Raw genomic sequence first — 12,714 nt, 5'->3', positions numbered from 1 at the left:
AATGAGTACAGATGCAGCATTTCCTACGCCCAACAATCTGGGAATAGCGGTTTACAGTAACAATTCAGAAGCCATTGGCAATACACCTCTTGTGCGCATTAACCGTGCCATCACAGGCGGGGCGACTGTACTCGCGAAAGTTGAGAGCCGTAACCCGGCATTTTCGGTGAAATGCCGTATTGGTGCAGCGCTGATTGCAGATGCTGAAAAATCTGGCAAGTTAAAACCAGGCATGCACATTGTTGAACCAACCAGTGGCAATACCGGCATTGCACTGGCTTTCGTTGCTGCAGCAAAAGGCTATCCACTTACGCTGACCATGCCAGCCAGCATGAGTGTAGAGCGCCGTAAAGTGGTCAAAGCCTTTGGCGCTAACCTGATTTTGACTGAACCTGCGAAAGGCATGAAAGGTGCAGTAGATGAAGCGGTTCGTCTAGTGACTGAACAGCCTGAAACATATTTCCTGCCACAACAGTTTGAAAACCCGGCTAACCCGAAAATTCATGAAGAAACGACTGGCCCAGAAATCTGGGAAGCGACTGGCGGTAATGTTGATATTCTGGTCGCTGGTGTAGGAACGGGTGGTACCATTTCAGGTATTTCACGTTACTTCGAAAAAGTCCGTAATAAGCCGATCTATTCAGTTGCCGTTGAGCCAGCTGAGTCACCGATCATTGCTCAGGCGAAACGCGGTGAATCATTGACGCCTGGACCACATAAAATTCAGGGGATTGGTGCGAACTTTATTCCTGGTAACCTTGATCTTGATCTGGTAGATGAAGTCATTGCAATTGACAGTACTACGGCAGTGGAATGGGCACGTAAAACGGCATCGCAAGAAGGGATTCTGGTGGGTATATCAAGTGGTGCGGCGATGGCTGCGGCTGCACAACTTGCAGCACGTCCTGAAAATGCAGGTAAAAACATTGTGGTGATTTTGCCAGATGGTGGTGAACGTTACCTGTCATCGATATTATTTGAAGATATTTCTGCAGAATAATTTTCAGCAAGTATTTGGCAATACGTTAAAAGCCCGGGTTTATGATCCGGGCTTTTTTATTTTCACATAAAGACTTGACCTTCCAACTATGGGAAGGTTTAAGCTATAAGCTAGATTCAAACCATCAATAATATGAAGGAGATGTGCCATGCAGGAACTGTCGAATACTCAACTGTATCAAACGACTGTACAGATTGAAGGTATGACCTGTGCTTCTTGCGTGGCACGGGTAGAAAAGGCTTTAAAGAAAATTGAAGGCGTAGTTTCGGCTCATGTCAATCTGTCTACGGAAAAGGTATCGATTAGTGCCGATCATGTGATTCCCTGTGCGGAGATTATCCAGAAAATAGAGCGTGCTGGCTTTAAGGTGGAACAACAGAAATTCGAACTGGATATTGAAGGCATGAGCTGTGCCTCTTGTGCTGCCCGAATTGAAAAAGCCCTCAAAAAAATTCCAGAAGTGCTGGAAGCCAATGTGAATCTATCTACCGAAAAGGCTTATGTCACTGCAGTCAGTTCTTTACAGCAGCAGGCCTTGGTCAAAGCCATTCAGAAAGCCGGTTTTGATGTCAAAGCAGATCAGCTTGAACTAAACATTGAAGGGATGACTTGTGCATCCTGCGTCGCTCGGGTGGAAAAAGCACTCAATAAAGTTGAAGGTGTCACTGCGGCTAGTGTGAATCTGGCCACTGAAACGGTACAGGTTTTTGGTTCAAACCTGAATATTGCTAATCTGATCCAAGCAGTTAAAAAAGCCGGTTATGAGGCACAGCTAAAAACTGCAAAAGTGAATTTCACCGAACAGCAGAATTTCCAGCAGAAAAAAGCTGAAGAAACAGCTTCATTGTATCGTGATCTTTGGGTTGCCCTGGTGCTGGCATTACCAGTATTTATTCTGGAAATGGGATCACATCTGCTTCCGTCCTTCCATCATTTTGTTGCGCATAATATTGGTACGCAGAACAGCTGGTATATCCAGTTTGTACTGACCACTTTGGTATTATTGTTTCCGGGGCGGCGTTTCTACCAGCATGGGATTCCAGCCTTATTGCGACTGGCACCTGACATGAACTCGCTGGTAACGGTAGGTACAGCGGCAGCATATCTGTTTTCTGTTATCGCAACATTCTTCCCATTTTTATTGCCGCAAGCCACCGTACATGTCTATTTTGAAGCGGCAGCGGTCATTATTGCCTTGATCCTGTTAGGTCGCTACCTAGAAGCACGTGCCAAAGGTAAAACCTCACAGGCGATTCAATATCTGATTGGCCTGCAGCCTAAAACCGCACGTGTCTTACAGGATGGACAATGGTTGGACCTGCCCATTTCCGAAGTCCAGCAGGATATGATCATCGAAATTCGCCCGGGTGAAAAAGTCGCAGTAGATGGTGTAGTGACTTCCGGTCATAGCTATGTCGATGAAGCGATGGTGACGGGTGAACCGGTGCCTATAGCCAAAAATATTGATGATAAAGTTGTTGGCGGCACTATTAACCAGAATGGAATCCTACAAATCCGTGCGACCGCCGTGGGTGAAGATTCAGTACTAGCGCAGATCATTAAAATGGTCGAGCAGGCGCAAGGTGCCAAACTGCCGATTCAGGCAGCTGTAGATAAAGTTACCTTATGGTTTGTGCCTGCGGTAATGGGTCTGGCTTTATTGACCTTTATGGTCTGGTTCCTGCTTGGTCCTGAGCCACAATTGAGTTATGCACTGGTTAATGCTGTGGCAGTTCTGATTATTGCTTGTCCATGTGCCATGGGCCTGGCAACACCGACCTCGATTATGGTCGGTACCGGTCGTGCGGCAGAAATGGGGGTACTGTTCCGTAAAGGCGAAGCTCTACAGTTATTGCAGCAAACTAAAGTTGTAGCAGTCGATAAAACCGGAACACTGACGGAAGGAAAACCTGTCATGACTGATTTTCAGGTGCTAGAAGGTTTTAATGAACAGCAGGTTTTACAACTGATCGCCTCGGTAGAAGCCAAGTCTGAACATCCGATTGCCTATGCGATTGTGCAGGCAGCAAAAGAGCAGCAGATCGAATTAATCGAAGTAAGTGAATTTGATTCGATTACTGGTGCCGGGATCAAAGCACAGATCAATAATCAGGATATCCAGATTGGTGCTGAACGATTGATGCAACAGCTGGGTTTAAATACCGAGTACTTTGCTGGAATAGCCTCTAAATTGGGACAAGAAGGCAAAACACCGCTGTATGCAGCGCTCGATGGAAAACTGGCAGCCATTATTGCTGTAGCTGATCCGATTAAAGATACCAGCTTTAAAGCCATTGAAGAATTGCATCGTCAAGGTCTAAAAGTCGCAATGATTACGGGTGATAATCCACATACGGCGAATGCGGTAGCACAACAACTCAAGATTGATCATGTAATTGCTGAAGTCTTACCTCATGAAAAAGTTGATGCCGTAAAAATGCTGCAAAAAGAGCATGGCATTGTAACCTTTGTGGGTGATGGTATTAACGATGCACCGGCACTCGCGCAGTCAGATGTCGGCATGGCGATTGGTACGGGGACTGATGTTGCAATTGAAGCAGCAGATGTAGTGCTGATGTCCGATAATATGCAGCATGTCGCCACCGGCATTGGCATCAGTCAGGCCACCATCAAGAATATTCGACAGAACCTGTTCTGGGCCTTCGTCTATAATATTGCATTGATCCCAATTGCTGCGGGTATCCTGTATCCATTCTTTGGCATCCTGCTTTCGCCAATGTTTGCCGCAGGTGCAATGGCTTTGTCATCAGTATTTGTTGTTAGCAATGCCTTGCGTTTAAAGCTATATCAGCCACTATCAGCACAGGAGTAAATCAGTGAATATTGGACAAGCCGCCAAACGATCCGGTATCTCGGCCAAAATGATTCGCTATTATGAAGAGATTGGTCTGTTACCTGCGCCGAAACGCAGTGAAAGTGGCTATCGTGACTATAGCGATGCTGATATCCGTATGCTCGGTTTTATCCAGCATGCACGCGAGCTGGGATTTTCCTCGGAACAGATGAAAGAGTTGTTAGGGCTATGGCAGAATGAAGTGCGGCAGAGCAGTGAAGTCAAACAGCTGGCACAAAAACATATCACTATACTGGAACAGAAAATTCAGGATATGCAGGCCATGGTCAAAATTTTGAAGCAATCGGTCGCGCGCTGTGCTGGTGATGAGCGTGCAGATTGTGCAATTTTAAAAGATATCGAGCAGGGACTGGATACAAATCCACCCTCCAGCCATCACTCAACTTCAAGTTAGAATAAATTATTCCTAAGGAGATAAGCGCATGAAATTTCGTATTGAAAATATGACCTGTGGCGGTTGTGCACGTAGTGTTACTGCGACCATCAAGGATCTGGATGAACATGCACGTGTTGAAATTGACGTAGAGCAAAAGCTGGTTGAAGTAGAAACTGGCGTACATCAGGATGAAATCGTTGCCGCACTGACTGAAGACGGTTTTCCACCTGTAGCAGTATAAGTAGCGCTACGAAAGCAAGCCTGACCTGTGTGTCAGGCTTTTTTATGCAGAGGTATTGTTGGGTGCAATCATTAAAGCTTGATTGACATAGAGTTCAATCAATCTTTCACGAGAACCGATAGCTTTTTGATAGCTGGTTGAATTCAGTAACAGGGAAGCGCCATAGGTCACTGTCCAGATAAAAGACAGATAATCCCGGATCGACATGCTACTGTTATTGGCATCCAGATATTCACGAGTAAGGTCACGGATACTCAGAATCCGTTCTTCACGGACCTGATACAGTTCCTGAAACAGCTCTTTCAGGCCTTTTTCAGTATTGGTCAGGCGCTCCTCAATCATATGCAGCAAAATGGTTCGATTGGAATTGTGCAAATGATAAAGCATATATTCCGATACATAAGTCCGTAAGTCAGTATTAAAACGTTTGGAAATCTCTAAAAGACGCTGTTCATTTAAAATAATTAGTTCTAGATATAGCTGGTTTTTGCTTTTAAAATGCTTGTAAATGGTCCCCTTGGCAATATCCATTTCACTGGCAAGTTCATTCAGGGTAATGTCTTCGTTATTATCCAGAAGCAGGCTCTCGGCCATGCTAAGAATTTTTTCTTTACGCAGAAGAAAGTTCTGTTGTCTTACACTACTCATCTTATCTTTACTAACGTGTCGAAAAAGAACAATAACAGCCTAATTATTTTCAGATTAAATGAATATCAAACTATGGTCGTGCATGGTAATAAAATTGTCTGATAATTGATCATTTACTGGCTAAATTCATGAAAATGACCAGGATCTGGTGGCTAAACGGCAATTTAGAAGATAATTCTCATTGTTTTATAACGTGACGGGGCAGCGATTTTAGCCGGGTAATTTTGACTCAGCTTCTTTAAATGCTTTGTCCAGTACATGACTATGAATAAAGCGCAGCTTGTTTTTCACCACTTCGGTAAGCGTAAACGGATAGGCATCTTCCAGTCCCATGCTACGATTCAGGGCATTCAGGTTAAACGTTAAAGTGATCCAGTTATCCAGAATGTGTTCAATGTCTTTGCCGCCAATCGGGCATTCATTAAAGGACATGCTGGCCAAGGTTTTACCATTTCCATCAACACGCAGACCACCATAAAAAGCGGTTTCCAGAGTGTCCATAATATGCAGATAATGCGCCCAGGTTTCAGCCCAATCTTCCCATGGGTGTGCCGTCGCATAGGTGCTGATATATTTTTCTTGCCAATTTTCTGGCGCACCTTCTTCATAATGGCGCTGCAGCGCAGTAGCATAATTCTGACGTTCATCACCAAAATAAAATCTAAATTCTTCAATTAGTTCTGGATGAAGATGCTGCATGATACTGAAATAAAAATGCCCACTTTCATGGCGGAAGTGACCCAAAAGAGTGCGATAATTTTCACCCATATCAATACGCGTGGTTTCCCGATACACCACATCTGCTTCAATGGCATTCATAGTGATCAGACCATTGGCATGCCCGGTTAACACTGGCTTACCATCCATAGGCAATAAAAAGTGAAAACGCAAACCAAATACATCATCATCTGTACGTTTTGGACGCGGCATCATATTCATGCGCTGGGTAAGATATAAAAAGCGCCGTTTGGCCTCTTCAAGTCGCCGCCAGTAGGTAATAACGTCGGGATCATCCAGATTGGGAATGATATGGGTCAGCTGACAGGACTCGCAGTAGTCCTCATCGCAATCGCCCGGAATCATCCAGTTACAGACCTGATAATGGGTATAGTTATAGCAAGGCTTATAGTGCGTGGCACGATATTCTGATTTCAGCGGAATCCACTCATCTTCACTGATTTTTTCAAAAGTGCACATGTCCTTTTCCGATGCGATATAACCAATCGGAGATTTGCAGTGATGGCATTCAGTAGAATAAAAAAAGATCTGATGCTCACATTTGGGACATTCAAAATATTTCATTTTCACTCCGTGAAAAGCGTGGAACCGCTAAGCCCGAGTAGTTTTACTTAAATCCAGTTGCTAGCATATCATTTAAATAAAATTAAATAATTCAGCTATTTAAATCAAACCAACTAAACTATTAACTCAGCTGGCTGCTCTTATATTTTAGCCGCAGTTGAAGATAGGTGAAATGTCATTCGTAATTTTTATGTAAGAAAATTGAATCCAATATCTTGGCACGATAAATGCTTTATTTTGATGCAATATTTTTTGTTTTTTGATCAATTGTTCCGCTTTGGAACGTGATGAATCAAATTGATGCATATAGGGCCAAGATGAAGATTTTTACCCAACGTCTGGAAGATGCCAGTCACTCTACTGATATTGAAAGCATTGAACTCAGCTTTGATACGCGTCAAAAAAGCCGTTTCCGCGCTACGCTAAAAAATGGCACCGATATTGGTGCAGACCTGCCACGTACCGGGATTTTACGTAGTGGTTCAGTCATCGCCACCGATCATGGTGAATTATTGCGTGTTAATGCCAAGCCAGAAACCTTGATGCAGGTCACTGCAGATCATGAATTTGATCTTTTAAAGGCAGCCTATCACCTGGGTAACCGTCATGTGCCACTCATGCTGACCCCAACGGCACTGTATTTTGAACCGGATCATGTACTGGCTGAAATGGTTGAAGGTTTGGGTTTACGTGTAGATACCGTACAACATCCGTTTGAACCAGAGAGCGGCGCTTATGCACAGCACCAGCATGATCACCGTTTAAGCCCAATCAAGTCATTGCATCATGTCGCACATTAAGGCCTCGCAACTACTCAGCCTGCTAACCCTGTCTTCGACGGCACTACCGGTCGGCGCTTATTGCTATTCACAAGGGGTTGAAAGTGCGATTGATACCGGCTTGATTCATGACGAAGCTTCCAGCATTGCCTACTTTAATGAAGTGTTGGAAATGCTATTGCTGCGGTTCGAACTGCCAATTTTAAAACGCTTAATGCAAAATTATGACGATGAAATCATATTTCAGTATTGGGCTGAAATTTACAGGGCAAGCCGTGAAAGTAAGGAATTACTGGCAGAATCCCAGCAGCTGGCATTTTCACTGAATGCCTGGATTCGCGATGTACTCAAGCGACCAGTAAAAGTCAAAAAACAGTATGGCTACGTTCCAGTCTATGCCCAGTTGTGTGGCGAATTACATTTAGAAGTCGATGATGTCCTGACTGCTTATGCATTTGCTGTTCTGGAAAATCAGGTATTAGCCGCTGTGAAAACAGTGCCTTTGGGGCAAATGAGTGGCCAGCGGATTCTCTGGCATCTGCATGGAGAAATTCCGGCACTTATCGAGCGTGCCATTAACCTGAGTGATGATGAGATGAGTAGCGCTTTGCCGAATTACGCCATGCTGAGTATGCGCCATGAAAATCAATATTCCCGTTTATTTAGATCTTAAAAATTAAAGGAAAAATTATGTCAGAACGTAGTCCATTACGCGTTGGAATCGGTGGCCCAGTGGGTTCAGGTAAAACTGCTTTAACCCTGAATTTGTGTCAGGCCTTGCGAAATAAATACAACATGGCCGTGGTCACCAATGACATTTATACCAAGGAAGATTCGAACTTCCTGACCCGTAATGAAGCGATGTCGCCTGACCGTATTGTCGGTGTTGAAACTGGTGGCTGTCCCCATACTGCGATTCGTGAAGATGCCTCGATTAACCTCGCTGCAATTGATGACCTGTGTGAAAAGTTTGACGGACTGGAGCTGATCATTATTGAAAGTGGTGGCGACAACTTGGCCGCGACATTTAGCCCAGAACTTTCAGACTTAACGCTTTATGTGATTGATGTTGCGGGTGGTGAAAAGATTCCACGTAAAGGTGGCCCCGGTATTACCAAATCGGACTTACTGATCATTAATAAAACCGACCTAGCACCGATGGTGGGTGCAAATCTGGATGTTATGGATCAAGACGCAAAACGTATGCGTGGCGAGAAACCATTTTTATTTTCCAATATGAAAACCAAAGATGGTCTTGAGCAAATTATTGAATTTATCGAAAAACAAGGTCTGTTTAAGGCTTAGGGTGGTTAGTCAGGATAAGTGCACAACGAAATGAATAGCGTGGTAGAAGCAGAACGCGGCTCAGCAGCAAAACTCTGGTTTGCACGTTTGCAACTGGGTTTCGAGGCAGATTGCAGTAATGGACGAACCATTCTGCAGCATCGCAAGCATGAGGGGCCGGTTCGTGTGCAAAAAATGCTGTGGCCTGAAAAAACCGGAGTCTGTCATGCAATTATTGTACATCCACCTGCCGGAATTGCCGGAGGAGATCACCTGAGTTTCGATATGCGCGTCGGAGCAAATGCGCACGGACTGGTGACCACACCAGGTGCAGGTAAATGGTACAAGACCAATCTGAAACAGGCCTATCAGCATATTGATATTCGTGTGGAAGAAAAGGGGATTTTTGAATGGCTGCCGCAGGAAACCATGTTATTTGATGGTGCCAATGCACATGCGTCCACCACCATTCATTTAGATCAAACTGCCAGTTTTATTGGCTGGGACATGCTGGTGATTGGCCGTCAGGCAAGATACGAGCAGTTTGAGCAGGGTGGTTATCGCAGCCGTTTTCTACTGTATCGCGGTGCAAAGCTATTGGTTGCAGATCAGTTGAAATTCTCCGGACAGGATCGCTGGTTAAACTCCTGTCTGGGTATGAATGGACATGCTGTGATGGGCAGTCTATGGGCTGTACCGCCTGAAAAATATCGTGCAAGTTTTTATCTGGATGAGCACATCGATCTGATTCGTGAACTCATCATGCGTATGGATGTGCCGGTGACATTAACACTACTGGATGATGTGCTGACGGCGCGTTATCTCGGGGATGACGTGCGCCAGTGTCATGATGCATTTGCTGCGATTCGTGCACGACTGCGTCGTTACTGGTTTGGACTAGATGAAGAGTTTCCGAGGATTTGGCGAACGTAATCCCTCCCGACCTTCCTTTGATAAAGGGAGGAGAAAATCTCTTTTTCTCAAAGAGGGATTTGGGGAGATTAAAGAATCGTTCGACTCGTAAAAGAGAGGATTAACTATTTTTACCTTTCCTTTGTGTAGCAGTGTTACTCATCTCCTAAAAGGAGAAGGAAATTTATTTTCATTGTCCCTCCCTTTGGGAGGGAGCTAGAGGGAGGGGTTATGACAATGAAGGTTCACCTCACCCTAAGCCTCACTTGCACGTCGCTTTTAAAGCAATGCTTAAAAGCTCGTTCAGGAGAAGGAATACTGAATGAATTTGCACACATTTTGCATTAAAAATATTGAAGAAATAGGAAATAGACATGGAACTAAATCCGACTGAAAAAGACAAAATGCTGATTTTTACTGCAGGACTAGTGGCAGAGCGCCGTAAGGCACGCGGGCTAAAATTGAATTACCCGGAAGCCATTGCCTTTATTTCTGCTGCTTTACTGGAAGGTGCACGTGATGGTATGAGCGTGAGCGAGTTGATGCACTACGGCACGACTTTGCTGAAACGTGAAGACGTGATGGACGGTATACCTGAAATGATTGCCGAAGTTCAGGTTGAAGCGACCTTTCCTGATGGCTCTAAGCTCGTCACTGTGCATCAACCGATTGTCTAGGAGCATCATATGATTCCAGGTGAAATTTTTACGCCAGATACTGATATTGAAATGAATGTGGGTAGACAAACCTTAAAGATGACCGTGGCTAATGCGGGTGATCGTCCGATTCAGGTGGGTTCACATTTTCACTTTGCCGAGGCCAATGATGCTTTGCAATTTGACCGCGAAAAAGCCCATGGCTATCGCTTAAATATTGCAGCAGGAACAGCCGTTCGATTTGAGCCTGGACAAAGCCGTGATATTGAATTGGTGGCTTTAGCCGGTAAGCGCGAAGTGTATGGCTTTGCAGGTCGGGTCATGGGCAAGTTGGACTAAAGGAATACTTATAAAATGAAAATGTCACGCCGCGCTTATGCGGAAATGTTTGGTCCAACAGTTGGCGATCGTGTCCGTTTAGCCGACACCGAACTGTTTATTGAAGTGGAACAAGACCTCACCACCTATGGGGAAGAGGTCAAATTTGGTGGCGGTAAAGTCATTCGTGATGGCATGGGGCAATCTCAGCTTTTAGCCGATGACGTTGCTGATACTGTGATTACCAATGCGCTGATTGTCGATTGGTGGGGTATTGTCAAAGCAGATGTTGGTTTGAAAAATGGCCGTATCTGGAAAATTGGTAAAGCAGGCAACCCTGATATTCAGCCTGATATTACTATTCCATTGGGTGCTGCAACCGAAGTCATTGCAGGTGAGGGGCAGATTTTAACGGCAGGTGGTGTCGATACCCATATTCACTGGATTTGCCCGCAACAAGTGGAAACGGCACTAATGTCGGGTGTGACCACCATGATCGGCGGTGGTACAGGGCCTGCGGCAGGCACATCGGCAACTACTGTGACACCGGGGCCGTGGCATATCTCGACTATGCTACAAGCCATTGATGATTTACCGATGAATATTGGTTTACTCGGTAAAGGAAATTTAAGTCAGCCTGAGCCGATAGCCGAGCAAATTAAAGCGGGTGTGGTCGGTTTAAAATTGCATGAAGATTGGGGTTCAACACCTGCAGCTATTGATAACTGCTTAACCGTAGCAGATCAGTATGATGTACAGGTGGCGATTCATACCGACACTTTAAATGAAAGCGGTTTTTTAGAAGAAACTTTGGCAGCATTTAAAAACCGGACCATTCACACGTACCATACCGAAGGTGCGGGCGGTGGACATGCGCCTGATATTTTAAAAGCCATTGGTCAGCCGAATGTCTTACCATCTTCGACCAATCCAACTCGTCCGTATACCATCAACACTATTGATGAGCATTTGGATATGTTGATGGTTTGCCATCATTTAGATCCTGCAATTTCTGAAGATGTGGCATTTGCGGAAAGTCGTATTCGCCGTGAAACTATTGCAGCGGAAGATATTTTGCAGGACTTGGGCGCAATTGCCATGATGTCATCAGACTCACAAGCAATGGGGCGCGTTGGTGAAGTCGTGATTCGCACATGGCAAACCGCACATAAAATGAAAGTGCAGCGTGGACCTTTGGAGGGTGACAATGCCACGCATGATAATAATCGTGTAAAGCGTTATATTGCCAAATATACGATTAACCCTGCGATTACCCATGGTTTAAGTCATGAAATTGGTTCGGTGGAAGTTGGTAAACTTGCCGATTTAATCATGTGGAAACCTGCGTTTTTTGGGGTAAAACCATCCATGATTATTAAGGGTGGCATGATTGCAGCTGCGCCAATGGGCGATATTAATGCGTCTATTCCAACACCGCAGCCTGTGCATTATCGTCCGATGTTTGGCGCGAATGCCCGTGGTGTGCATAACACTTGTATTACTTTCTTATCACAAGTGGCGATTGAGGCAGGTGTGCATGAAAAGCTCGGTCTGAAAAAGTTGATTAGTCCATGTAAAGGCACACGTGATATTCAGAAAAAAGATATGAAGTTGAATACTTACTGTCCTGTGATGGAAGTTGACCCTGAAATTTATGAAGTTCGGGCGGATGGGAAATTACTGACTTGTGAGCCTGCGGAAGTGTTGCCGATGGCGCAGAGGTATTTCTTGTTTTAAATGTTTTGTATCAAAGATTCTACTCATAATGATTAGAATCTTTGAGAAGAGGTAAAATTTTATGGATAGACAAATGTATAGAGTTATTTTAGTATTTGAATTATAAGAATTTAGATGAAAATTAAAGAAAAGTAGAACTCAGATGTCATTTAATTTTGAAAGTAAAAATTTTAAGAATCTTATGATGGAATTGTCAACTATATCTGAAAAGGTAGAGCTAAATTCTGAAGAATATTCAGATACCGTCAAAATCCTTTCCCCTTATATTATTACTGCTGAACAAGTGCTTAATCCTAATATTGACTTAAGGAATTATGATCAACTGACTGAATATTCGAGAGCACAACCTGTTTCTGATTTTGTCAGACAAATTGTCGAGAAACTAAATAAATATAGAAGTTCTAAAGAAGATCGAGATTTAATTGAATTACTAAGTTTAGCTCTTAATCTATTCTATATTAGACCTCTTTCATAAATCATTTTTTGCTCAGTTCCAAGTTGTAGATTCCAGCGATTAAATTGAATCTCAAACCAAGCCTTTTACCTCTATTTCGATAACGCTCAGCAAGGATTTTGAAGGTTTTCA

General features: G+C 44.1%; 14 protein-coding genes and 1 pseudogene. 12 read left to right on the top strand and 3 right to left on the bottom strand.

The features are described 5' to 3' along the window. Nucleotide 1: 1 nt before the first annotated feature. The 4 genes from cysK to C3420_RS12890 all read left to right on the top strand — a co-directional run bounded on the left by cysK (nt 2) and on the right by C3420_RS12890 (nt 4,492). A complete protein-coding gene (cysK, locus tag C3420_RS12905) occupies nt 2-1,000 on the top strand; it encodes a cysteine synthase A (RefSeq protein WP_103800081.1) in 999 nt (332 codons plus the stop codon). 148 nt (nt 1,001-1,148) lie between these two features. Then, nucleotides 1,149-3,833 (top strand): heavy metal translocating P-type ATPase, encoded by a 2,685-nt coding sequence (locus C3420_RS12900; protein WP_008307367.1) that lies wholly within the window; start codon nt 1,149-1,151, stop codon nt 3,831-3,833. 4 nt (nt 3,834-3,837) lie between these two features. Beyond that, complete coding sequence (gene cueR / locus C3420_RS12895) at nt 3,838-4,269, top strand: Cu(I)-responsive transcriptional regulator (protein ID WP_004809488.1); 432 nt, start codon at nt 3,838-3,840, stop codon at nt 4,267-4,269. A 28-nt stretch (nt 4,270-4,297) separates the two neighbouring features. Next, on the top strand, nt 4,298-4,492 hold the full coding sequence (locus C3420_RS12890; RefSeq protein WP_004809486.1) for a heavy-metal-associated domain-containing protein: 195 nt from the start codon (nt 4,298-4,300) through the stop codon (nt 4,490-4,492). A 42-nt stretch (nt 4,493-4,534) separates the two neighbouring features. Here the strand turns inward: C3420_RS12890 and C3420_RS12885 are convergent, their stop codons facing one another. After that, nucleotides 4,535-5,140, bottom strand: coding sequence for a TetR/AcrR family transcriptional regulator (locus C3420_RS12885; RefSeq protein WP_103800080.1), 606 nt, complete (start codon nt 5,138-5,140; stop codon nt 4,535-4,537). A gap of 210 nt (nt 5,141-5,350) precedes the next feature. Then, a complete protein-coding gene (locus tag C3420_RS12880) occupies nt 5,351-6,442 on the bottom strand; it encodes a zinc-binding metallopeptidase family protein (protein WP_004809482.1) in 1,092 nt (363 codons plus the stop codon). 317 nt (nt 6,443-6,759) lie between these two features. Here C3420_RS12880 and ureE point away from each other — a divergent pair, with 317 nt between their 5' ends. From ureE to C3420_RS12840, 8 genes are all read left to right on the top strand, one after another. Next, nucleotides 6,760-7,242: an urease accessory protein UreE gene (ureE, locus tag C3420_RS12875; protein ID WP_026056813.1), complete on the top strand. Its 483-nt coding sequence runs from the start codon at nt 6,760-6,762 to the stop codon at nt 7,240-7,242. After that, nucleotides 7,229-7,894 (top strand): urease accessory protein UreF, encoded by a 666-nt coding sequence (locus C3420_RS12870; RefSeq protein WP_103800079.1) that lies wholly within the window; start codon nt 7,229-7,231, stop codon nt 7,892-7,894. Before ureE ends, C3420_RS12870 begins: the two co-directional genes overlap by 14 nt. Before the next feature lie 17 nt (nt 7,895-7,911). Next, complete coding sequence (gene ureG, locus C3420_RS12865; protein WP_004809476.1) at nt 7,912-8,526, top strand: urease accessory protein UreG; 615 nt, start codon at nt 7,912-7,914, stop codon at nt 8,524-8,526. Between the two features lie 30 nt (nt 8,527-8,556). Further along, complete coding sequence (locus tag C3420_RS12860; RefSeq protein ID WP_048881079.1) at nt 8,557-9,438, top strand: urease accessory protein UreD; 882 nt, start codon at nt 8,557-8,559, stop codon at nt 9,436-9,438. Nucleotides 9,439-9,791: 353 nt separating this feature from the next. Further along, nucleotides 9,792-10,094, top strand: coding sequence for an urease subunit gamma (gene ureA / locus C3420_RS12855; RefSeq protein ID WP_076753618.1), 303 nt, complete (start codon nt 9,792-9,794; stop codon nt 10,092-10,094). Between the two features lie 9 nt (nt 10,095-10,103). Further along, nucleotides 10,104-10,412 (top strand): urease subunit beta, encoded by a 309-nt coding sequence (locus C3420_RS17645; protein WP_004809471.1) that lies wholly within the window; start codon nt 10,104-10,106, stop codon nt 10,410-10,412. 15 nt (nt 10,413-10,427) lie between these two features. Then, complete coding sequence (ureC, locus tag C3420_RS12845) at nt 10,428-12,128, top strand: urease subunit alpha (protein ID WP_103800078.1); 1,701 nt, start codon at nt 10,428-10,430, stop codon at nt 12,126-12,128. 184 nt (nt 12,129-12,312) lie between these two features. Further along, nucleotides 12,313-12,603, top strand: a complete 291-nt coding sequence (locus C3420_RS12840) for a hypothetical protein (protein WP_171294473.1) — start codon at nt 12,313-12,315, stop codon at nt 12,601-12,603. A 1-nt stretch (nt 12,604) separates the two neighbouring features. Here the strand turns inward: C3420_RS12840 and C3420_RS12835 are convergent. After that, nucleotides 12,605-12,714, bottom strand: a pseudogene (locus tag C3420_RS12835) (IS5/IS1182 family transposase); the annotation flags it as partial.

It is taken from the genome of Acinetobacter sp. ACNIH3 (assembly GCF_002918965.1).
Classification (GTDB): domain Bacteria; phylum Pseudomonadota; class Gammaproteobacteria; order Pseudomonadales; family Moraxellaceae; genus Acinetobacter; species Acinetobacter schindleri.
This window is presented reverse-complemented; position numbering and strand designations above follow the sequence as displayed.